This window comes from Oculatella sp. LEGE 06141 (assembly GCF_015207605.1).
Lineage (GTDB): Bacteria > Cyanobacteriota > Cyanobacteriia > Elainellales > Elainellaceae > Oculatella.
This window is the reverse complement of the sequence record NZ_JADEWO010000012.1, coordinates 45,652-69,069: the sequence shown is the minus strand read 5'-3', so window position 1 is coordinate 69,069 and position 23,418 is coordinate 45,652. Positions and strand designations below refer to the sequence as shown.

Annotated in this window: 18 protein-coding genes and 1 tRNA gene; 13 read left to right on the top strand and 6 right to left on the bottom strand. The window is 51.9% G+C overall.

Annotated elements, in window-relative coordinates; translation table 11 throughout:
• Nucleotides 1–5 precede the first annotated feature (5 nt).
• The 6 genes from IQ268_RS11090 (at nt 6) to IQ268_RS11065 (ending at nt 2,348) form a co-directional block, all read left to right on the top strand.
• Nucleotides 6–335, top strand: coding sequence for a hypothetical protein (locus IQ268_RS11090; RefSeq protein WP_193878468.1), 330 nt, complete (start codon nt 6–8; stop codon nt 333–335).
• Between the two features lie 21 nt (nt 336–356).
• Nucleotides 357–707 carry a hypothetical protein gene (locus IQ268_RS11085; protein WP_193878466.1) on the top strand — a complete coding sequence of 117 codons (351 nt, stop codon included), beginning with the start codon at nt 357–359 and terminating at the stop codon, nt 705–707.
• Nucleotides 700–1,611, top strand: coding sequence for a hypothetical protein (locus IQ268_RS11080; RefSeq protein WP_193878464.1), 912 nt, complete (start codon nt 700–702; stop codon nt 1,609–1,611). Before IQ268_RS11085 ends, IQ268_RS11080 begins: the two co-directional genes overlap by 8 nt.
• Complete coding sequence (locus tag IQ268_RS11075; protein WP_193878462.1) at nt 1,608–1,946, top strand: hypothetical protein; 339 nt, start codon at nt 1,608–1,610, stop codon at nt 1,944–1,946. Before IQ268_RS11080 ends, IQ268_RS11075 begins: the two co-directional genes overlap by 4 nt.
• Nucleotides 1,933–2,157 (top strand): hypothetical protein, encoded by a 225-nt coding sequence (locus IQ268_RS11070; RefSeq protein WP_193878460.1) that lies wholly within the window; start codon nt 1,933–1,935, stop codon nt 2,155–2,157. The genes IQ268_RS11075 and IQ268_RS11070 overlap by 14 nt, the downstream gene beginning before the upstream one ends.
• Before the next feature lie 120 nt (nt 2,158–2,277).
• Nucleotides 2,278–2,348: transfer RNA gene (locus tag IQ268_RS11065), tRNA-Phe, on the top strand.
• Nucleotides 2,349–2,529: 181 nt separating this feature from the next.
• Here the strand turns inward: IQ268_RS11065 and topA are convergent.
• The 3 genes from topA to IQ268_RS11050 form a co-directional block, all read right to left on the bottom strand.
• Nucleotides 2,530–4,767, bottom strand: coding sequence for a type I DNA topoisomerase (gene topA, locus IQ268_RS11060; protein WP_193878458.1), 2,238 nt, complete (start codon nt 4,765–4,767; stop codon nt 2,530–2,532).
• Nucleotides 4,768–5,094: 327 nt separating this feature from the next.
• Nucleotides 5,095–6,405: a fumarylacetoacetase gene (fahA, locus tag IQ268_RS11055; protein WP_193878456.1), complete on the bottom strand. Its 1,311-nt coding sequence runs from the start codon at nt 6,403–6,405 to the stop codon at nt 5,095–5,097.
• Entirely contained in the window at nt 6,402–7,292 is an 891-nt protein-coding gene (locus IQ268_RS11050) for a hypothetical protein (protein ID WP_193878454.1), read from the bottom strand. The genes fahA and IQ268_RS11050 overlap by 4 nt, the downstream gene beginning before the upstream one ends.
• A gap of 617 nt (nt 7,293–7,909) precedes the next feature.
• Here IQ268_RS11050 and hppD point away from each other — a divergent pair.
• The 5 genes from hppD (at nt 7,910) to IQ268_RS11025 (ending at nt 14,031) form a co-directional block, all read left to right on the top strand.
• Nucleotides 7,910–9,001 carry a 4-hydroxyphenylpyruvate dioxygenase gene (gene hppD / locus IQ268_RS11045; protein WP_193878452.1) on the top strand — a complete coding sequence of 364 codons (1,092 nt, stop codon included), beginning with the start codon at nt 7,910–7,912 and terminating at the stop codon, nt 8,999–9,001.
• 32 nt (nt 9,002–9,033) lie between these two features.
• Nucleotides 9,034–10,206, top strand: a complete 1,173-nt coding sequence (locus IQ268_RS11040; RefSeq protein ID WP_193878450.1) for a homogentisate 1,2-dioxygenase — start codon at nt 9,034–9,036, stop codon at nt 10,204–10,206.
• 3 nt (nt 10,207–10,209) lie between these two features.
• Nucleotides 10,210–11,118: a hypothetical protein gene (locus tag IQ268_RS11035; RefSeq protein WP_193878448.1), complete on the top strand. Its 909-nt coding sequence runs from the start codon at nt 10,210–10,212 to the stop codon at nt 11,116–11,118.
• Between the two features lie 28 nt (nt 11,119–11,146).
• The gene (locus IQ268_RS11030; RefSeq protein ID WP_193878446.1) at nt 11,147–13,291 is read left to right on the top strand and encodes an AMP-binding protein; all 2,145 of its coding nucleotides are present in this window, start codon (nt 11,147–11,149) and stop codon (nt 13,289–13,291) included.
• Nucleotides 13,292–13,707: 416 nt separating this feature from the next.
• Complete coding sequence (locus tag IQ268_RS11025) at nt 13,708–14,031, top strand: GIY-YIG nuclease family protein (protein ID WP_193878444.1); 324 nt, start codon at nt 13,708–13,710, stop codon at nt 14,029–14,031.
• Between the two features lie 7 nt (nt 14,032–14,038).
• Here IQ268_RS11025 and IQ268_RS11020 read toward each other — a convergent pair whose 3' ends face one another.
• Both IQ268_RS11020 and IQ268_RS11015 read right to left on the bottom strand, forming a co-directional pair.
• Nucleotides 14,039–15,289, bottom strand: a complete 1,251-nt coding sequence (locus tag IQ268_RS11020; RefSeq protein ID WP_193878442.1) for a Na/Pi cotransporter family protein — start codon at nt 15,287–15,289, stop codon at nt 14,039–14,041.
• Nucleotides 15,290–15,837: 548 nt separating this feature from the next.
• Nucleotides 15,838–16,494: a DUF938 domain-containing protein gene (locus IQ268_RS11015; protein ID WP_193878440.1), complete on the bottom strand. Its 657-nt coding sequence runs from the start codon at nt 16,492–16,494 to the stop codon at nt 15,838–15,840.
• Between the two features lie 642 nt (nt 16,495–17,136).
• Between IQ268_RS11015 and IQ268_RS11010 the strand changes: the two genes are divergently transcribed.
• Together IQ268_RS11010 and IQ268_RS11005 are read left to right on the top strand one after the other, a co-directional pair.
• A complete protein-coding gene (locus IQ268_RS11010) occupies nt 17,137–18,159 on the top strand; it encodes a spore photoproduct lyase family protein (RefSeq protein ID WP_193878606.1) in 1,023 nt (340 codons plus the stop codon).
• A 72-nt stretch (nt 18,160–18,231) separates the two neighbouring features.
• Nucleotides 18,232–18,693, top strand: a complete 462-nt coding sequence (locus IQ268_RS11005; protein ID WP_193878438.1) for a GNAT family N-acetyltransferase — start codon at nt 18,232–18,234, stop codon at nt 18,691–18,693.
• A 6-nt stretch (nt 18,694–18,699) separates the two neighbouring features.
• On the opposite strand, the gene IQ268_RS11000 is transcribed toward IQ268_RS11005, so the two are convergent.
• Nucleotides 18,700–23,391 carry a CHAT domain-containing protein gene (locus IQ268_RS11000; RefSeq protein ID WP_193878436.1) on the bottom strand — a complete coding sequence of 1,564 codons (4,692 nt, stop codon included), beginning with the start codon at nt 23,389–23,391 and terminating at the stop codon, nt 18,700–18,702.
• Between the last annotated feature and the right edge of the window lie 27 nt (nt 23,392–23,418).

Here is a 23,418-nt window from a genome sequence, read left to right as displayed (position 1 = left end):
CCACTATGCCCTGGGCAACTCTCGGAACCATAACGCCATCAATTGAATGGCAAACGTTTAATCTTGCCGTGACTGACACAGAAACATTTAGGATCATTCAGTCATGGTCAAAACGCCCGATCAACGCTTGCACTATCGCTCAATTTTTCCCAACGTTCCAGGCTCAAACGGGCTTCAGGCGCATTTATCCGAATGAGCGGCACATCATCTTAGACTTACGGATTCCGTCTGAATTCCGAAAGCAAAGCATCATCACTCGCTCGATTCAGATCCGCCGCCGTCTTCCAGAAGTTGCTAACGCAGGATGGGCCGTTGAAATCCAGGCTTTCTATTAATTAATTTTTGAGGCTTAGTTGATGCCAGCGGCAACCTTTCATCTAAGAAACGAATCCCTCGTGGAGCAGGGTTCGTTCTGGTCTGTCAAATTGCGCTATCCAGGGAATGTAGTGGGGGCGCGGCTCAAAGGGCAGATCAAAAAACGAATTGGGGGCGATTTGGTGGGGGAGTTTAAATTCACCACCGTTGGCTTTCTGGAAGGAGCCAACCAAACTGAATTTTTGATGAGTCTGGGTGCGGCTGTAACTCAAAAGATTCCCATGCCCGAAACTTTTCATGTTTATGACGTGAAGATCACGCTAACAGGCAAGGAGCCAGTTCGGCTCATTCAGGGGCAAGTAGAAGTCAGTCCGGGGGTAACTGATGTCTAATCCGCTTGAGATAGTTCCAGTCGAACCTATTGTCATCTCGGTTGTTACAGAGGAGGCCCCCACACAATTAGAAGTTGGCCCGGATCTCTCAGCCAGTTCTATCCCGCCGCTGGATGCCTCAAAAATAAAGACAGGGCAGTTTGAGGACGCGAGAATCCCTGATTCGATCGCAAGGAACGGATTAGTAGCCGCGACAGTCGCGGCTCACGCTCTTGACCCAGAAGCACATCCCCAATATGTTTCGGCTGAAGCGCTGGAAGCGTTGCAACCTGTCAGCGAGAATTTAACCGCGATCGCCGCTTTAGATGGCGATGGTTTTGGATTAACGCTACTCACGCGGCCTGATGCTGAAACGGCGCGCGCGTTGATCAATCAAAGCTGGGAATTCAGGCAAGCCAGCAAGCCCTTGGCACGGCCTGATGACTCACCCCTGGGGGAGGGCGATCGCTGGTTCGACCTATCAAATTTCTCCTGGTGGGTGTGGAGTGGCTCATATTGGCTGAGTGAGCAAATTTTTGTGTTGCCCACATTGGCAACACTGTCTACCGCTGCATCATTTACCGCCGCATTTGCGCCGCCGCCTAACTTCAATCTGCTGTTAGTCTCGGTGTTGATTTCTGCCAGAGTATCGGCTCCTGCCCGATTGGCGGATCACATCGTCTTTAAGCTTGAATCCTTCAACAAAGGAAATGTGAGCTTTACAGATGTTGCCAGTTTGGGAACTACAATCGACGCGACAACATCCGCAGAGGTAGGGACTAATGTGTCAGTTCCGTTGAATATCTACCACGATCCAACGGCGTTGAACATTGCTCAATATCGCTACGCTGTGAGCAAAGTTGGCGTGCCTGGAGCGATTGCAAACTTGGTTTTCCTGCTCTCATATCGGTTAGTAAAGCCATGATGATTACAGCAGAACTACTGTCTTTCCTGTCTACAATCATCGGGATTTTAAGCGTCATCTGGATAGCAGCCAGAAGCGTGGAGCGCTTGAAAAATCAAGCCACTAGCGATTTGTTAAAGTTAGAATCTGCCGTTAATTTGAGCCTGGAAAAATTGAAGGGGGCAGACGAGAAACACGAATATATCATCAATGCCATTAAGGAATTGATTGAACATAGGACAGGACGATTAGGAAACGAACTAAAAGACCTGAGAAAGGATCTTAACGACACACAGCGCTTTCTGAATAAGACCACGTCTTTCCAGATAAGGAGTCAAGAGGATGTCGAACGTTGACGGGTTCGTTGAACCAGAACAACTGACAGACTACTTACAGCGGATTGAGCGGTTCGTCAAAAATGACATACTGCCGAATTTTCCTAACTGCTCGTTGGAGGAACTGATCGCAGTGGCGATCGTACTAGAACAGCTAGCCACCCACTTCCGCTCAACTGCCAGAAATCAGAAGGCAATGCAGCAACGGAACCAGGCTGGGAAACCGGAGTAGCATCCCTCAAAAATATTCAAACTTTCCTATTTTTCTCTATAGATAGTTAATTTAACCTATGAGGGAATTTAGGCAAACTTTAAGCAAGGTTTGCAGATCGAGTCTCATAAGCCTTATGGGGCAAGAATTACAGTTTTTAGTGTGGAGGACTGAAAATCCTCGTGTCGGCGGTTCAAGTCCGCCTCCTGGCATCTTTTCATATTTGTCTACAACCTCGAACAACGGCAACTGCGTTAAGTGCTGCAACACTGCAACCAAATGCGGCTCAATCAACTGGGGCAAGCCACTTAACAGCCCATCTTAGGCTGGGTCTTTCAATGTTTTATGGCGGTTTACTTTGTTGGGCTGGGGATTGAAAGTGCGGAAGGTTGGTTACAAGGGTTTGGAGTTAACTTTTCTCTTCCTGCCCGTTGAAGCGCCCTTTCGTCTTTTCCCTTTCTGTGGTTCTGGCTGGAGATCCGCTGCTGACCTTTGAGAAGTTGTATTCAGGTCACCAAATTTAGGACTCCAGAAACGTCCATCGGTTGTATAGAAATACACGGCATCCTTGTGCTTGCCCTCCTGTCGCTTCGTGCGTTCGGAACAACGTAGCATCACCTTTTGCTGTCCATCTTTCTGGTAGGTATGTTCTTCTAGCGGCTGACGACAAACCGGGCAGGGATAGGAGGTCAGTTTCCCGGAAGGTTCTGCCTGACCAGGCACCGTCTTACTCCGGGGTTGTTCCCACTGTTGGGTGCGATCGCTCCAAAACAACACTGAGTCATTGCACTGCTGACATTTCAGGAAAAATCCCTTCGTCACCTTACGGCTGGGAATTCTTGCCATCTCATGTTGACACTGAGGACAGGGAATATCGGTTAATGCGACAGGCTGGCTGGGTGTATCCGCCATGTGCTGCATCATCAACGTTTGCGCCTGATCAAGCGCAGGCATAAAGTAGTCCTGGTTCCAGTTCAGCAGCCATTCTTCCCAGCCAATTTCTCCTTGAGCAATGCGATCGAGTGCCTGTTCCATTTCAGCCGTAAACACAGGGTCAACCAGTTTGGCCAGCAGTTTTTCCAGAGCAGCATCCAGCGATAGACCCAATTCGGTCGGCTGCAACTTTCCCTGATGCAGATGCACATAGCCGCGCTGCTTCAAGGTTTTAATCGTGGGCGCATAGGTGGAGGGTCGTCCAATGCCCTTGCGCTCCATCAGTTGTACTAACTTCGGTTCTGAATAGCGAGGCGGTGGCTGGGTTTGCTTCTTGTCTGCTTGCGATCGCTCCAGCGTCAGCGCTTGACCAGACGTGAGAAGCGGCAGTTGGGCATCTGCCTGAAGGTTCTGCCAGTAGCGCGTGTAGCCAGGGAACTCTACAATCTGCCCTCTGGCTTCCCAGTAAAGCGAGCCTGATTGAGTGATGACTCGGGTTTTCCTCAGTCGGGCAGAATTGCACACAGAAGCAACCGATCGCTTCCAGATCAGGACATACAGGTCAAACTCATCCGCCGATAGCTCAGTTCTCAGTTGCGCGGAAGGACGATGAATGTCGGTCGGGCGAATTGCTTCATGGGCTTCCTGTGCGCCCTTGCGGCTGCGGTGCTGGGTCGCGCGTTTGGGAATATTGGCTGGATCGTGGGCTTCTAGCCATTGACGCACCGCCTGACAAAACTCAGGACTCAAGCTGACGCTGTCTGTTCGCATATAGGTAATCAATCCCTTTTCGTAGAGGGATTGAGCAACCTGCATCGTTTTATCGGGGCTAAACCGTAACTTGGCTCCTGCTGCCTGTTGCAGAGTAGAGGTTGTAAAGGGCGGTGGCGGAGACTGATGAACAATCTTGCCCTCAATTGAAACAACTTGATGGGGGTGAGCTTGGGCAATTGCCACCAATCGATCGGCTTCAGCTTGCGACAAAACTTGATCCGCTTCAGGAACAGCCGTTGATTCCCCCGTGTCATCTGCGGTTTCCACACCTGCCTGAGCAGTGGCATTGAGTTTCACCCGATAAAAAGCGCGAAATCCTTCGGCATAGTCCACCCAGACCGACCAGAAATCGTGTGGCTGAAAGACTTGAATTTCTCGCTCCCGCTGACACAGCAGATGCAGCGTTGCGCTCTGAACTCGCCCCATCGACTTTGCGCCGATGTTGAGTTTCCAGACGACATACTTGCTGCCCTTGTAGCCCACTAGCTTATCGAGACAGTCCCTTGCCCGCCCTGCCGCAATCAAGTTCGCATCCAGTGGACGCGGGTGGGCGATCGCCTGTCTCACGGCCTGAGGGGTAATTTCGTGATACACCACTCGTTGAGGATTTTTGAGCCGCAATTCCTGTGCTAAATGCCAGCTTATAACTTCGCCCTCCCGATCCTCATCGCACCCGATCAGAACCCGGTCGGACTGCTTAACGGCTTGCCTCAAATCCGCCAGTACCTTCTTTGCTTTAGCGTCCCGAGGCACATAGCGACATTGCACAGTTGTCCCTGTCAACTCAAAGCCAAGCGCATCCTCACCTTCGTCTGCCAACTCTCGCACGTGCCCCATACTCGCTTTGACAATCCACCCGTCACCGAGAATCTGCTTCAGCTTGGCAATTTTTCCAGGAGACTCGATCAAAAGAAGGTTGGGCATAGCTAGACCGTTGAAACTCCCTCACAGCCTTAGTGAATCAGTAAGGTTGAAATGTTTGAATCATCCAATGTGTTGGCGAACAGTAATCTTGTACTAATTGTAACAGCTCTAGCTTGTCCACACTCGTTGTGGAGCGATCGCAGACTTTCTCAACAATGAAGTTTAGAGATTCGCTGTTCGTGATATCGGCGTTCCTTGATCTACAGAGAAGCCCTTGACCCTGTGTTTTCAAAGAACCTGCAACGTTGGCAGTGGGCTGAACGGTACCTTGAAGTTGTAGCGTACATTCAAGATGGCTTCCTGAACTAAGCCAGTGCTGAGGGGAAGCTAGCTGATCACCTGCCCCCGGCACTCACCAAATCCGATTTTGGGATACCCCTGTCGGTCACAATACCCCCGAAGTGTTACTTCATCCCCAGCTTGAAGAAACGATCGCACTTCGCCAGTGGGTAGCGTGAGGGGTTGCTTGCCGCGCTGGGTGATTTCTAATAAGCACCCCTGAGTACCAGCGTTAGCGCCTGAAACAGTGCCGCTGGCTAACAAATCTCCAGGACGAAGATTACAGCCGTTGCTGGTGTGGTGGGTGAGCATTTGCGCCACGGTCCAATACATCTGTTGAAACGGACTACGGCTCAAACGCAAAGGGGCGATTCCTGCTTGACGCATCTGAGCAGACGTCAGGAACACCTCTAACGTCAGGGCAATGCCACCTCGCGCCTGATTGACCGAGGCCGTGAGGTAGGGTAACGTTTCTGGAGCCTCAGAAGATTTGGTAAAGGCAGCGCAGCGAAATGGCGCTAGCGCCTCCATTGTCACCACCCAGGGAGAAATCGTGGTAGCAAAGCTCTTGGCTAAAAAGGGGCCAAGGGGTTGATACTCCCAGGCTTGAATATCTCGCGCTGACCAGTCATTCACAAGACAAAGACCAAACAGATGGCCTTCGGCTTGAGGTAGGGCGATCGGTTCTCCTAAGGCATTGCCCATCCCGACAAAGCACCCCACTTCCAGCTCATAGTCCAACATCTGTGAAGGGCCAAAGCTGGGAGCTGTATCTTCAGGCCGTTTCTGTTGACCAGAGGGACGCTGAATCGGAGTACCGCTGGGCACGATAGACGAAGCTCGCCCGTGATAAGCGATCGGCACATATTGGTAGTTTGGTAAGAGCGGATTGTCGGGACGAAACAGCCTGCCGACATTCGTAGCGTGAAAAATCGAGGCATAGAAATCCGTGTAGTCCCCAATTGTGGCGGGCAACCGCATCTGCACGTCTGCCCTGGGAACGAGCATTTGGCTGGCGGCTACTGGTTCCTGACCCATCCGTAGCAATTGGCTCAGATGATGGCGTAACGGTAATGAGGCTGCTTTTCCCATCGCCATCAAAGCATTTAAAGTTGGCGCTGCACAGGCTACTTGTAGAGGCTCAGGCAGCGCTGCCAATGCTCCAATGGTGCGACATGCAGCCAAATCCAAAATTTGATCACCGATCGCCACCCCAATTCGCGGTGCATCATTGCTGCCTAATCGCTGAAATACCCCAAACGGTAAATTTTGAATGGGGAACTCAGTGTCGGCTGTGTTTGCCGACTCGACCCAACTGAGCAGGTTCGGATCATGAGTAGCATCAATGGCACAAATCATAGGAGTTCCAGATGATCAAGATCGGCGATCGGCTCCTGAATAGAACAGGAACCAAACGAGTGGAAGAACTGCTGCCGGAAGCGTTTAATCTCAGACAAGGTAAGGGAGTGCTCCCGCCAATTGATGGTCATATCGGTGAACTGGAACGAGTGGCGCGATCGCTCCTCCAGGATTGCCACTGCTTCATTGCCGCTAATACTGCCTTGATAAGCTAAGGCTGCCACTAGCAGCACATTCAAAAAGCCATGCATGGTAACGGAGGCACTGTCAGCTTGAGACGTTAAGCGGTACTGACCTCGCAAAGGGTGATGTAATCCCGCCGTAGCCTTCAAAGGAATCTGAGCTTCGGCCAGGGATAGCAGCCGCTGAGCAAGCTGAGTACTGTCAGGAAAGGCATCATTGGTGAGTCCGCCTGTCCGCAGTTTTGCCGCAGTACCAGGCGGCTGCAAAATTTTCAGGTAGGGTACTAAATCGACACCAAACGGAATTTCAAAGAAAGCGGTTACGTCTGTCGGCAGTTGTCGGTGAACCTGCTGGATCTCGTCCTGTGGTAACGGGGCAACCTCTAAGGCGCGAATCGCAATCTGGCCAGTTGTGTGGCTGAGCTGGCGAATCTGCTTGAGTTCGGCTAACCAGTTTGGCGACAGAATGACGCTCAATGGCCAGAGCCGAGAGGATTTGCTTCTACTGGGCAAGTTTGGCAGAAGCTGAATCAACTCAGGCAACCGCGAGGCTGGTACAACAAAGTGACCGAGCATCCAGTGATGGGGAGAAGACCAGGCGCGATCGTAGATTGCTAGCGCCTCGGGCAGACTTAGTTGGGCAGGGGGAAACAGTCCAGCATAATCCACGATCGCCGAGAGCAGTTGTTTAAGGGAGAGTAACACGCGATGTATCTCCTCTTTTCAAACATCAGGCAGTTAGGAGCGAGTAGTGAAGAGCCAGTGCCGCTACAACTGAGGGTTTAATCATAGTAAAGTTTCTGCTCAACTACATCTAGCGCCGGACAGGTTATGCGTTCTGGCTAAAAAAGTTTGCATATAGTTTGTACCGTTTTGCAACAAAAATTCGGTATCTGGCTCAATTTTCTATTAATGATGTACTTGACTTTCTGCTGCACTGAATTAAGTGAACAATTTGCTTCTGTAGGAATATGGAGCAGCCAGAAATTATAGCTATTCTGTTAGTAATAGAAGCCGAGTTCGCCTTAATACTTAGTTACTTTAACTGGGCGAACCTAGACGATAAATCTATAATTCAATTATGGCTTCTCAGGTTAAGTTAAGTCACTCCTTCTGAGGAACAGTAGAGAACTTGCAAACTTTCTAGTGTTTTGAGTTCGGTTATTGACTTGACAATTTTTGAATAGAAATTCGTCAATATCGTTTGTTGAAATTACTCGCGATCGCCCCACGCAATTTTTGTAAGCAATGCCTGTTATCTATTGTTTTGAGTTGTCTCCAATCGCTACACGTGATTAATTCTTCCTGATAGGAGGAACCACATGACCGATTTCTTTCCCGTCCTTGGCTTCGATCACCTTGAGTTTTATGTGGGCAACGCGTGGCAAGCCGCCAAGTTTTATGAAACATTGTTTGGGTTTACCAACACAGCGCATTGTGGTTTAGAGACCGGTAGCCGTAAAGTTGCTTCCTATGTAATGGAGCAAGGCAACATCCGCTTTGTTTTCAGTACAGCAGTCAGTCCTGATCATCCCATAGCTCATCGTTCGCTGAAGCATGGTGACCATGTGGCAGTGATTGCCCTGGCGGTACCCGATGCGATCGCGGCCTACAAGCAAACGACGGCACGCGGAGCGATCGGCATTATCCCCCCTACCACGGCTGAAGATGAGCATGGCTTATTGCGCTATGCTGCCATTCGCGCCTATGGTGATGTGCTGATCAAATTTGTCGATCGCACTGAGTATCAAGGCATTTTTGCCCCAGAATTTCAGCCGCAACCCGTTGGGTGTCGCGATCGTTCAGCGGGACTGCAAACCATTGATCACGTTGTCGGCAATGTTGAACTGGGTGACATGGAGCGCTGGGTTCAGTTCTTTGCAGACACGATGGGCTTTGAGCTACTGGTGCATTTTGACGACAAAGCGATCTCTACTGAATACTCAGCGCTGATGTCTAAAGTGGTACAGGACGGCTCCGGCAAAATTAAACTGCCGATCAATGAGCCCGCTCCAGGCAAGCGAAAATCCCAAATTGAAGAATACCTGGAATACCATCAAGGCCCGGGAGTGCAGCACATTGCCTGCTCAACCGTCAATATTATTCAAACCGTAACTCAGCTACGCGAGTCCGGTGTTGAATTTCTCCGGGTTCCTACAACGTATTACGACGATTTAGCCATCCGTGTGGGCAACATTGATGAACCGATCGACCAATTGGCCGATTTGGGAATCCTGGTCGATCGCGATCAGGATGGGTATCTCCTGCAAATATTTACACAACCCGTTGAAGACCGTCCCACCCTGTTTTTTGAAATCATTGAACGGCACGGAGCGCAAAGCTTTGGGGAGGGCAATTTTAAATCACTGTTTGAGGCGATCGAACGGGAACAGGCGTTGCGCGGCAACTTATGAGGGGCAGCAGTTGAGCAAATCGGTACAGAACCATGACGTACTACTACCGTCTCGGTACGATTCCCAAGAAGCGCCATACGCAATTCCGTCAACCGGATGGCTCGTTGTATCACGAAGAGCTAATGGGAATACAGGGCTTTACGGGGATTCAATCGCTGCTTTATCATCTACACCCACCCACCCAGGTCGATGCCGTGCGGCTGGTGCAAACGATCGCCCTGGAGTTTGAGCCGCCTGGAGCCCTTCGACCCCGCCATTTGCGTACGGCTCAGGGCGTGAGTACAGGCGATGCAATTTCGTCCCGCATCCCCCTGCTGGCAAATGCGGATGTCTGTATCTCGGTGGCGCAACCGACCGAACCAATGTCCTATTGGTATCGCTTTGCCCACGGGGATGAGGTGATGTTTATCCACGACGGCAGCGGTGTGTTAGAGAGTCAATACGGCTTACTGCACTATCGTCCCGGAGATTATCTGGTGATTCCCACAGGCGTGCTCTGGCGGCTCCTGCCCGATAGGGGCATTGTCCAACGGCTGCTGGTCATTGAAGCCCAGGGACACACCGCACCGCCGCACCGCTACCTCAATCGTGAGGGTCAGTTTTTAGAACATTCACCTTATGGGGAGCGGGATTTGCGGCCACCCGAAACGTTAGTCCCCCGCGATGAGGTGGGTAAGTTTGAAGTCCGGGTGAAAGCGCGCGATCGAATCACGGCTTACATCTATCCCCATCATCCAATGGATGTAGTGGGTTGGGATGGTCATCTCTATCCTTACGCCTTCAACATTGCCGACTTTGAACCGATTACCGGACGAGTTCACCAACCACCCCCCGTTCATCAAACCTTTGAAGCACCAGGATTTGTAATCTGCTCGTTTGTGCCGCGACTATTGGATTATCACCCGCTGGCAATTCCCGCTCCCTACAACCACTCGAATCTCGATTCAGATGAAGTGCTGTATTACGTGGAGGGGAACTTTCTGTCACGCAATGGCATAGAGCGATCGTCTATCACGGTGCATCCCAGTGGTTTACCCCACGGTCCCCATCCCGGAAAGTATGCAGCCTCAATTGGTCAGAACCGAACGGACGAACTGGCAGTGATGATCGATACGTTTCGCCCATTGCAGTTCACCCACCAGGCGATCGAATTAGAGGACTGTCAGTATGCCTACAGTTGGACAATTGATCGAAGGAGTAGTTAATTTATGGTTGCTCTCACCCCTAACACTCATTCACTGACGCTTTCTCCCAGAATTCAAACCCGGTTACAAAACGGAGAGTTAACCCGATCGCAGGTCAATGAGTTTCAAGACTTTCTCAATCAGGTCGATCGGGGCATTTTTCAACACCGCATCCTCACCGACAATGCCTATACGGGCTGGTTCCAGGCAGGCAACGCCAGCGATGAGGAATTGCGGTATTTTATCCAGCAATTTTCCGTCTTTTCCAATCAATTTTTAGTTGCGGCTCTGTTGAAAGTGATCAACTCACCTACCCTGCAACAGTCTCGTGCCAGTCGAGAGATTTTGCTGAATGAACTGGGTGTGATTTATCGCAAGCTGAGTGGCACGGCAGGTACCCAGACAACTCAAACAGACGAGGAAAAAGATCGAGAAGGTGACCCGGAATTTGTCAGCACCGAAGGAACGGTAGATGGCGGCATTTGTCGCTTCCGGGCAGCTCATTTTGAGTGGTTGACTGCCGTAGCGGAGGGGCTGGGGTTGCACTATGAAGAAATTGGTCAACGGAAGCACGGGAGCACCACCACGCTGCACTTCTGTGATGAACTGCAACGCCTCTACGGCAGCGACGATCCTAATATTGCTGAGGGTGCCAGTTTTGCCGTGGAAAATTGGGCAGCAGCAGGCTTCTGGCAAGAGTTAGAAGATGGCTTGACGCAGATTAAACACCTGCGTCATCCCCAACTGCGACTGGCGTTTTTTACCTGGCATAACCGCGTGGAAGCCCAACATGCCGGGCACACCCTGGAAGAACTGGAAGCGGTCTATTTTCAACCGGGATTTGATCGAGCCAAGTTTATCCAGGGCGGTCAGGAGATCTTAGATGCGATCGCCGTCTTTTGGGATGGGCTAGAGCGCGATCGGCAGCACTAGATCGGCAGCACTAAGTGAGGACATCACCATGGTTAAGCAGGTGCGGCTCGATCAAATCGTAGCTTGTGGTGTGGCGGAGGAACCTGCCAGCGTACTCCTACCGCAGATTAACCACTGCTTAGCGACGTTACCAGCGATCGCCTGTTGGCAACAGTTGACGCGCCAGCTACTGCAACCCAGTCATCCGTTTCCGCTGCATCAGTTGCTGTATGAAACCACCTTTGCCGACTGGCAAGCAGAGCCACCCCCTGCCTGGTTGCCGACGGATACCGAGATCCAGTCCACTAACATTGCGGCGCTAATGCGGGACTTGCACCTGCACTCCTACGCGGACTTGCACGCCTGGTCAACGCGCGATCGCCCCCGCTTCTGGGAGATGATGCTGCAACGACTCGGCATTCGCCTGCGGCAGCCCTACAGCCAGATTGTCGAGTTGTCCCAGGGTGTAGAATCTCCGCAGTGGTTGGTTGATGCGCGCCTCAATATTGTCGAAAGCTGTTTTCAAGCCCCTGCCAATGCACCAGCGATTATTTTTAGCTCAGAACGGCAATCCCGCAGTGAGCCGCTGGGGACGTGGACTTATCAGGAGTTACACTCCCTCGCCAACCGTGTTGCCCGGGGTTTAGTGAACCTGGGGGTGCAACCGGGGGAGGCAATTGCGATCGATCTGCCGATGACCCCTGAGTCCGTGGCGATTTACCTCGGCATTGTCCAGGCGGGCTGTATCGTAGTGTCGATCGCGGATAGCTTTGCACCAGCAGAAATCGCCGCACGGCTGCGAATCGCCCATGCCAGGGCAATTTTCACCCAGGATGTGATGCAGCGGGGGGGCAAGTGCTTACCGCTTTACCACAAAGTGATGGCGGCTAATGCACCCTTGGCGATCGTGCTCTCCGGATGTGCTGATCCCGTAGTAGAACTCCGCAAAGGGGATTTGGCCTGGTGCAATTTTCTCAGCGAGAACAATACCTTTGACGCGGTACCGCGATCGGCTGCGGCTCCCACCAATATTTTGTTCTCCTCGGGTACGACCGGCGTTCCGAAAGCGATTCCCTGGACGCAAATTACCCCGATCAAGTGCGCCGTAGATGGCCACTTGCATCACGATCTTCATCCAGGAGATGTGGTTGCCTGGTCAACCAGTTTAGGCTGGATGATGGGGCCGTGGCTGATTTATGCCAGCCTGATCAACCGAGCAACGATCGCTCTGTACGATGGTGCGCCCACAACTCGCAGCTACGGCGAATTCATTCAAGCAGCGCAGGTAACGATGCTGGGAGTTGTCCCCAGTTTGGTCAATATCTGGAGAACGACCCACTGTATGGAGGGGCTGGACTGGAGCGCCATCAAAGCGTTTAGCTCGACTGGAGAATGTGCTAATCCGCAGGACATGCTGTATTTGATGTCGCTGGCTGGCTATCGGCCAATTGTCGAGTATTGCGGCGGCACTGAAATTGGCGGTGGTTACATCACCGGGACGCTGGTTCAACCCTGTGCGCCAGCAACCTTTACCACTCCCGCCCTGGGTCTGGATGTGGTGCTGCTCGATGGAGATGGTCAACCCACCGACAAAGGTGAAGGGTTTATTGTGCCCCCCGCCATAGGACTTTCCACCACACTGCTCAACCAAGACCACCATCAAGTGTATTTTGCTGGCACCCCCTGGTGGGAGACATTGCCGGACACTCAGTCCAGGAGTAATGTACCGGCCAGCGCTGTTGCACCCGTAACTCCCCTGCGACGCCACGGTGATTATCTAGAACGCCTCGCTAACGGCTACTACCGCGTCTGTGGCCGGGTGGATGACACGATGAACTTAGGCGGCATTAAAGTCAGTTCTGCTGAAATTGAACGGGTGCTTAATCAGCTAGAGGAGATCCAGGAAACGGCGGCGATCGCGGTCTCGCCTCCAGCAGGGGGCCCGGGGCAACTGGTTGTCTATGCCGTTGTGCTGTCAGAGACTGAAACGCCAGCAGCATTACAGATGCAGTGCCAACAGGCGATCGCCCAGCAGCTTAATCCGTTGTTTAAAGTGCGCGATGTCGTCATCGTGAAGACCTTACCTCGCACCGCGTCCCAGAAGGTTCTGCGCCGGATGTTACGGGAGCGCTATGCCGCGATCGCCCACCACCAACCGCACCAACCAACTAGCTCCCTGAGCGTACTCAACTAGCTCCCTGAGCATACTCAACTAGCTCCCTGAGCGTAGTCGAAGGGAGCGGTCACTATAGGCAAAATAACGGGAAGGCTGGCTTCGGCTACGCTCAGCCAGCCCAGGGACAATGACAATCCACCAACCAACTAGCTCCCTGAGCGTACTCAACTAGCTCCCTGAGCGTACTCAACTAGCTCCCTGAGCGTAGTCGAAGGGAGCGGTCACTATAAGCAAAGCCAAGGCTAACGGGAAGGCTGGCTTCGGCTACGCTCAGCCAGCCCAGGGACAATGACGATCCACCCACAAACTAGCTCCCTGAGCATACTCAACTAGCTCCCTGAGCGTAGCCGAAGGGAGCGGTCAGCCAGCGTGGAATCTGTGTCCTTCGACTACGCTCAGGGCACACTACCAGAAAGGACTCATGAGACCAGTCTATGCCTCATATGTATATTCTGGAATGCGTTGATGGCAGTTATTACACTGGAAGCACTCAAGATTTAGAACGACGACTATGGCAACATCAAAATGGATTGGGCGCAAATCACACTGCCAGGCGATTACCTGTGAAGTTGATCTATTGTGAGTTTTATGAGCGGGTATCAGATGCGTTTTATCGAGAAAAGCAGGTGCAGGGTTGGAGCCGTAAAAAGAAGCAAGCTTTGATTGCAGGCGATACCAATCTGTTGCACCAGTTAGCGGAATGTCAGAATGAGACACACTACATCCACCACTCAAAGCGTTTCTTGAGTGAGGGTTAAAAGCAAATTAGCGAACAACAGAGGTAGGCTGCAATTTCTCTGTGTTCGCTTGATGTTTTTCGGCTTGTTGTTGTGCTCGATCGCGATCAGCCTGGGTTTCAGGGACTAGCTTTGTGAGCAGTCGGGCTACGATCGGCAAAAAACCAATTACTGCAACAACGCCGATGATATTAAACATCATCTGAGCATTTGCAACCTGTCGTCCCACATCATCACCCGAAACTAACTGTGCAAGCTGGGATGCAAACAAAATGCCCACCGCAGCACTGATGAGATTAAACAGCAGATGAAACAATCCAGTTCGCAGTGCGTAGCTGCCTCGTCCAATCGTCGCAACTAACGTGTCAGCACACGTGCCAATTTCTGCACCCAGCATAATTGCGATTCCGGCAGCCAACCCAATCAAATTAGAACTGGCAAGGGTTACAACAATTGCTACGGTTGCTGAAGAAGACTGAATAACAACGGTAAAAATGGCTCCCACTAATGCACCGAGTAACGGATTCGCACCTAATCGCTCCATCAGGTTCAGGAACGGTTCATATTCGCGAAACGGCTCCATTGCAGAATCGATTGCTTCCAGTCCGTAAAACATCAGCCCAAAACCTAGCAAAACAATGCCGATCGCTTTCCAGCGCTCAGTCCTGCCCAGAAAAAACACCAGCAGCCCTGCAAACATCAAAATAGGAACGTACAGCTCAATGTTGAGTGAAATAATTTGTGCACCAACAGCAGTACCAATATTTGACCCCAACACAACACCCAAGGACTGCACAAAGGTGAGAATTCCCGCACTTACCATCGCAATTACAAGAATAATCGTGACTGATGAAGATTCCAGAAACGTTGTTGCTACAATTCCAGTTGTGACACCAGCAAAACGATTTGTTGTAAATTTGCTCAGCAAGTTTTTCATCCTTGCTTCGCCAACATCTTCTAACCCTTGAGCCAATCGGGTAACTCCATAGATAAACAGCACTAAACCGGCAATTGCGCCCATTGCAATTCTAAAGAAATCGACTGTTTTTTCCTCTTCCTCTTCAGTGAGCGGAGGTTCAGAAGGTGCAGAAGCCATTAATTCTGCATAGTTAGAATTGCCTAATGGCAACGGTTGAGTACTAGCGTGAACTACAGTTGATGCGTTGAAGAACGCAAGCTGTTGCATAAATGCAGGCGGACTAACAAACAGCGTAACCGTAAATAACGTGATACTTAAATAGGTAAGCAGCTTGGAGTTCAACCGCCTTAAAATAAACATTATTAATCCTCGCAAAAAGCTTTAGCGCTTTGAACTATGGAACTAAAAGCGATCGCTCGCTTGTTATGTTTGCTAGGAATAAAGATAGTTTCAATATTTTAATTTGTATCTCTTCTAAAAGAGGTATTTTGATCTCGAATAGAAGCAATTGTCTGAAAGAATTCCCTTTATTATTAACCTTAATAATTTCTAAATCTCTACTTAATTTTCGGCTCTTTATGTTTTAGGATCGTGGGCTGCTTGACTAACAAAACTAAGACGTTGGAATATGGCTGAAGACGGCGAATTCACAATCAAAAACATTATCCCCGATTGACAAATCGTTTGGAGATGAAACGTAGGATAAAAGAGCAGGGTACGAATTTATCCCCACTCCTATTCCAGGGAACGTCTGTATCGTCAAAATTCTCTAGAGTTGGGGATTTAGGGGGCAACCAGAGCCATAACCTTGCAACAATTCATCTGTCTATTCAGCAATGCCGCATAATTGATGTCCTGTTTGCGATCTGAGGCCGATTCAGGCTCCCATTTCTGAATTACCAAACCCGCTAGGACAGTGGCACTGAATCTGACTCACGCCTGAACACAACAGATAAATTGTTCGCTGGCATGGCATAGGTGTTGATCAGACAGAGGTGTTGAGCTTGGGCGACAGCCTCCACTTCCTCCAGGTCACGCACGCCCCATTCTGGATTTTGTAGTTGCAGACTTTCATCAAATACCGCATTGCTAGGAGCTGTATGCTGACCTCCCTGTTTAAAGGGGCCATACAAATACAAGATCCCTCCAGGCGGTAGAATACGTTTTGCCCCTGCCATCAACCCTAAACAAGCTGACCAGGGAGCAATGTGAATCATATTAATATTGACGATCGCAACAATTGGGTGCCGTTGCAAGGTAGCGTCTTGCTCCACCAACCAGACTGGCTCACGGGCATCTAGCGCGATCGGAGGATGTAAGTTCTCTGTCGGGTATTGTTCTCGCCATGCAGCAATACTGGCTCGGGCTAAAGGGCTGAAGTCGGATGGAATCCACTGGCGAGGAGCAAGGCGAGGAGCCAGGAAAACGGCATGTTCTCCTGTACCGCTAGAGACCTCTAACACCGTACCGACAGGCGGCAATACCTGTAGCAATACCTCCAGTATGGGTTCTCGATTTCGCTGGGTGGCAGAAGCATATTGTCGGGCATCTGAAGAGTCGTTCATTCGATCGCACACAGGAATAAGAGCTTCACTATTCTCACCCAGCACAACCCTGTTTCTACAGTTCCATTAGTAATTAGACTAAAGCCATCAATGCGGCAGCAATCGATCTACTTGCCACTCGAACCGCCTCCTTTTCTGGTTTGCCACAGGTGCTAATCCCCCAACCCTACTCAGAATCAGGGGATTTAGGGGCGGATGCAGCACATTTGATACTTCTAAAACATCCTCTAATACTCCTGGTGACCTGACCGATCTTCGGGACAGGGATTACGCATACCCGAAGCCAGCAGGTCGGGTGAAGGCGTACATAACCTATACCCAAGAGCATTAGCGTTTCAGACGTTTTTATCAGTGAATCTGGTAGCACTCCGTTGCAATGAACACTCAACGGTTTTAGCCTTCTTGTGCCATGCACACAAGATTTGACTCAGCCGCAACCTCTACCTTAAAGGGTGGGAAATCCGCTCTTTAGTGAGACAACAGGCTCTCTCTATCGAGCGACAATGAAATTAGTGAGTCTGGAGAAATGATTTGGCTTTATCCAATGCGATCGCTCAAGCATCAACCCATGCTGTTGAACCCGCCGCGATCGATCAGCCGATAGACACATCGAACACCACCATCCACAAGGCGCGATTGTGGATGCCCGAACAAGTTTTAGTGACCCCTGCCGCCCTGGATGAACCGTGGGGACAGCAGATTATCGAAAGAGTGCGATCGTTCAATCTTCCGGTTCAAGAGTTACCCCGCAATCGCCTCACCGGACTACGGGGCGAGACAGAACGAGAAACCTACAGCATTTCGAAGCGGACATTAGCAGTTGTAACCGCTCCTCCCGGTCAGTTTAAACTCAGCCCCATTCCCCCTTCAGCCGACTGGCAGTTTCATTTAGCAGAGGGATGTCCGGCGCACTGTCAGTACTGCTATTTGGCGGGTAGTTTACAAGGCCCTCCGGTGATTCGTGCCTATGCTAACCTGCCGCAGATTTTGCAAAATTTAGCACAGTACGAACGCCCCGATCGCGACACCAGCTTTGAGGTTAGCTGTTACACCGATCCACTGGGGATTGAACATTTGACGGGCAGTTTGGCCGAATGTATTCGCTACTTTGGCACACGGGATACTGGGCATTTACGCTGGGTGTCTAAGTTCGATCGGGTTGAGCCATTATTAGACTTGCCCCACAACGGCCACACTCGCTGTCGGGTTAGCGTCAATGCCGCGTCGGTGTCCCGCCAGCTTGAGGGCGGTACGGCCTCAGTTGCGGCACGTTTGCAGGCATTGCGTCAGCTAGCGCTCCCCCGCACTCAAGGGGGAGGTGGCTATCCAGTGGGGTTAGTCATTGCTCCAATTATGGCGATCGAGGATTGGCAGATACAGTACAGTCAGTTGTTAGACTCCATCAGCGACGCTCTTGATTTTGACTGTGATCTCACCATTGAGCTAATTTCGCACCGCTTCACCCCCGGTTCAAAGGAAGTATTGCTCAATTGGTATCCCCAAACCAAACTAGACATGGATGAATCTAGCCGTAGTACGAAGCGCAACAAGTTTGGCGGCATCAAGTATGTCTACGAAGCTGCTACGATGAAATCGTTACGCCGCTTTTTTGAGCAGGAAATTAGCCGCCGTTTTCCCAACGCCAAGATCTTGTACTGGACGTAAAAAGCGGGTTGAGGTCACGTACAATCAAGGGTGACAAGTGACTCGATCACCCTTGATTCAATACTTGTTTCAATGAAGATACGTTTGTTTCATCAAGCCGACGCTGACCAGGTTGCCCAGTTGTTTCATGATACGGTGCGTCAAATCAATAGTCGTGATTACTCCAGCAATCAAGTTAACGTTTGGGCACCGGATGACCTTCACTTTAGGGAGTGGGCAACCGTTTGCAGTTCCCGATTTACCTATGTAGCGGACGAAGCAGGAGTCATCATTGGGTTTGGAGAACTAGAGCCAAACGGCCATATTGATTGTTTTTATTGCCATAAAGACTATCAGCAGCGTGGAGTCGGTCGTCAGATTTATGGAGCGATCGAAGCAAAAGCCCTGGAACTTGGCCTATCGCGGCTATTCACTGAAGCGAGCATCACAGCCAGACCCTTTTTTCAACGCATGGGGTTCTCCGTCGTTACCCAACAACAGGTGTCTCGCCGTGGAGAAACCTTCATCAATTTTGCAATGGAGAAGAGTTTATAGACAGCTTCAATATCTGGAATAGTCATTGGAACGACATACCTGGCGATCGCTCTCCGTTAAGGTTGAATTGGTTTGCAAATAATCCTGAATCCAGGAGCAACCTCGCATCACCAAATCATCCAGATCCAGGTTCCACAAAATTACGGTTTGATCCAGGCCAGCCGAGGCGAGAATTTGTCCATCAGGGCTGAAGCTAATATTCGAAATGCTGCTCGTATGCCCCTGCAAAGTCTTTAACAGACTGCCATTGAGGCTCCATAACCTTACCGTGCCGTCGGCAGTAGCCGAAGCGAGAATACGTCCATTGGGGCTAAAAATGACGCTGTTGACCCGTTCGCTGTGGCCGCTGAGGGTGGCGATCAGGGTACCGTCTGGTCGCCACAGTTTTACATAACCGTCTCCGCTTGCGGTGGCGATCGTTTGGCCATCTACGCTAAAGCTAACGTAATTGACCCGGCTGGTGTGTCCTATCAGGGAGGCGGAAGGAGTTGACTCAAACCCGCCGTAGCTGCTTCGTTTCCACAGCTTTACCGTGTCGTCATCACTGGCGGAGGCCAGCCATTGTCCATTGGGGCTAAAGGCCACCGCTGCTACCCAGCCATCATGTCCGCGCAACACCTGAGTTGGGCGATTTGGAAAGGCATTGTTACTGTCCCGTTGCCAGAGTTTAACCGTACCATCTTCGCTGGCAGCAGCGATCGCTTGCCCATCCGGGCTGAAACTCAGATCAAACAGATTGGCCTGCTCAAATAGGGTTTGCCGCAAATCACCCTCTAGAGTCCATAGCCGGATGGTGGCATCGGCACTGGCAGCGGCGATCGTTTGCCCATCCGGACTAAACCGCAAGCGGTTAATGCGCTGCGAGTTACTGTCGATCGTCGTTGGCTCGTTGCCGTCTAAACGGCGCAGTTGAATACGCCCTTCTGCACTGGCAGTGGCTAGCAGTTGCCCGCTGGTATTAAAACTAACGTCAGTAACGGGAGCGTCCTGCATTTGCACCACATCCGAGCGCGGGCTGCTGGGATGCCATAACCGAATGGACTGGTCGGCACTGGCCGAGGCCAGAATGCTGCCATCTGAACTGTAGCTAACGCTATACACCGACGAACTGTGCCCTTCCAGAGTATTAACCAGCGTGCCGTTAAGTTGCCAGAGTTTAACCGTATTGTCGGCACTGGCCGAGGCTAATGTTTCTCCATCCGGACTGAAGGTAACGCCCCAAACGCGATCGCCATGAGCCGGAATCGATTGGGCTAGCGATTGAAATGAACCTTGATGTTGCTGCCACACCAGGAGAGTCCCAGCCTTGTTGCCAGCAGCAAGCCGCAGCCCATCTGGGCTAAAGGCCAGATTATTGATTGAGGCATTACTCGCTTTTAAGGTCGTTATCACGGTGCCGTCAAGCCGCCACAGCCGCACAGTGCCATCTGTTCCAGCCGAAGCAATCTGTTGGCCGTTGGGGCTGAACTGCACGGCAGAAATCCAGCCTTGATGTCCAGCCATCCGCAGGGCAGGGTGCAGTTCAAACCCAGGTTGGGTGCGATCGCGCCGCCACAACAGCACCATGCCATCTGCCCCCGCCGAGGCCAGCCATTGCCCATCGGAGCTAAAACTAACGCTGTTGACCTTGTCCGTATGGCCTTGCAGCGTGGCGATCGCCGTTCCATCCGCTTGCCACAGCCGCACTGTCCCGTCATAACTGGCAGAGGCTAACCATTGCCCATCGGGGCTGTAGCTGACGCTGCGAACGCGATCGGTATGACCGCTTAACGTGGCAATGGGTTGACCGTTGCGTTGCCACAACCGCACCGTATGGTCATCTCCGGCAGAGGCTAGCTGTTGCCCATCGGGACTAAAACTAACGCTGATCACGGTGCGATCGTGCCCATCCAGACGGTTATATTCCCGCATACCATACACAATTTGCTGCAACGAGGCGATCGCCTTCATCCGCGTGTCGGGAGCCGAATCCACAAACCAACCGAGCTGTTTCCCGGCTTTGAGGGCGGTCATCAACGCCTCAATTTCCTGCCCCGAATCAAACAGTTCCACTGATGAGGCGGTAAGCGCATCCAATTGAGCATTCGTCTGCCCAACTTCAGCCCGGTGCCATTGCCATCCGGCAATCCCGGTAAGGAAAAAAGCCATAGTGAGTCCTGAAACCAACCCAAACTGACGACGACGACGCTGGCGATCGCGCGTCGATTGTTCCCACGATTGCAGTGACAGACTCGTTTGAATGAACTGCTGCTCGATCGGGCTTAAATCAGCCTGTCGCTGCTGCTGCCAGTGATCGGCTTCGAGCAACGGCGCACCGCGCAACAGCGCCCCATCATCCCGCTGGCTGGTTTCCCACTGGCGCACCGTGCCGCGCAATCGCTCTTGCCACATCCGAAAACTGCGGTCTTCGGCCAGCCATTGGCGCAAAGGGTGCCATTCTTGAATTAGAGCTTCATGAGCAATTTCAACGACATCTTCTCCAGTGGCCTCATCTCGTTGGCTAACGACTAACCGCATGTTGGCTAAATCATTCACCAGCGGCCAGTTTGGTTCACCGATTTCACTGCGAGTTGCCAGTCGGCGCGTATCGGCTGTGCCGTCGCCGGGGCGCACCAACTGCATAAAGATTTGCCGCGCCTGCTGCTGTGCCATTGGGTCAAGCGCTTGATAAATTTGGTCGGCGTAACCTGCTAATGCTCGCTCCACTCCACCGATCGCTTCATAGGCTGCATGAGTAAGGGAACCCTGACGCTGCTGTTCCCACAGTAAGGTGAGGGCAAATTCTAGCAGCGGCAGGTGGCCGGGGGCAGCATCCACCGCATCCAGAATCCGTTCGGTGAGTCCGTCTGCCAGGCCAATCCCAAGCGCAGCGGCTGGTTGTTCGATCGCCGCCTGCAATTCCGCTCGCGTCATGGGGCCTAGCAACGTAGGCGGAAAGTGCCGTAGCGCCTCTGCCAGTGGCCGATAGGCCAGCGCCGATTCACAAAAATCGGCTCTGAGGGTGAATACCAGCGTCAATGGCACCGCCCGATCGATCGTTGCCAACAATTCCGCCAAAAACGGCTGGCGATCGGCTTCTTTGCACAGCGAGTACAGTTCCTCAAACTGGTCGGCCACCAGCAACACGTGTTTTACGTCCTGTTTTTGGACAATCCGCCCCATTACATCGGTCAGGGTAAGCTGTTGCTGCTGAAACGCGATCGCCAGCTTGTTAATTTCCACTAACTGATCGGTTTCACTGAGGTCAGGCTCCAGCAACGGAATGAGCTGTTCGGCAAGACGGATAAAGGGGCGATCGCCCGGACGAAAGCTGAGAATTAACCATCCTCCCAACTGGCGCAGACGCGGAACTAATCCAGCAAACACCAGAGACGATTTACCGCTGCCAGAGGAACCAATCACCGCTACCAGTGGCCGTTGATGCACCGCGTCTACTAACGTTTCGGCAACCGTTTCTCGCCCAAAAAACACCGGAGCATCGGATTCTTGAAACGCCGACAGCCCCAGATAGGGGCAAGGAGGCAGGGACTCATCGGCTGATAACGGGTCGTCTGGTTCAGTAATGGGCAGTTGGCCTGGTGCAACAAAGGACGACGTTAGGGCGTGCCAGTAAAGCGGAATTTCGGTGGGGTTTTGGCAGATGATGGGCAACCAAGTGGCGCAGGGGCACTGGTCTTCCAGAGATTGCAACTGTTCGCGGGCATCCCGCACGGCACTGTAGAGAGGCTGCCCGCCGGAGAAGCTGGTGAGAAAATGGTTGAGAAAGGCTTGGGCGACGCGATCGGGCACCGGTTCGCGCATCACAATCATCTGCGGAATGTGCAGACGTTCCAGCTCGTGAGCCAACCCCAGGCCATCACAGGAATTGAAGATCGCCAGCTTTAACCCACGGGCGATCGCCTTCTTGAGTCCGTAGGTCAACTCATCTAGCGAGAGCCGATCGGTTGGGTTGATTTCAAGCTGCCCCACTGCCCCTGTCGCGGCACTGCTGCTGTGTCCGGCAAAAAACAGAATATCCCAACCGTGAGCATCCCACAGCCATTGCTGAAGCTCTTGCCGACTGGGTTCCACTAAAAATACCGTCTCTGCACCATCGGGTAAAGCGGTAAGCAGTTGACGGTCGGCTTCAATATCAATACCAGTGCGATCGCCCAACACGGCTAATATTCTGGCGTGGGTTCTGGGTCGTAAGGGCAACTCTATCTGTTCATAGGCGGGGGCACTTAATGCCACTTCGGCCTGGGGATAGCGTTGCAAAACATCCCACAAATGCCAGGGCAGATGTCGCAACGCGTTGTCTTCCGTTTGCAAAATTAGCCGCACCGTATCATGGGGCGACAGTTTTTCTAAAAGCGGTTCTCGGATGGGACGGAAAGAGGGAGCCGCCAACCAGGCGTTCAGTTGCTCCACCAGGCGATGAGCCGATTCTCGGCAGGCGGCAACCAGGCTAGTGGTGGAACCATTGGTAACCGCATTAGGACGACGGCCTAAGCGAAACAGCAACGACAACTGGCGGTAGAGCGATCGCCACTGATGATACTGCTCCAACAGATCGGTGGCGGCGGGCAGTTTACCCTTAGCCCGCGACTGAAGCCCGGTGTGAGCCTGTGAGAAATCGGCATCTGCCCGAATTTCAAGGGTGACGCTAACGCCCTGCTCCAAATTGCCATCAAGGTCGAGGATGACTAATTTGCCCATTGATGCCTGCCTTGGCGCGCTGTACCG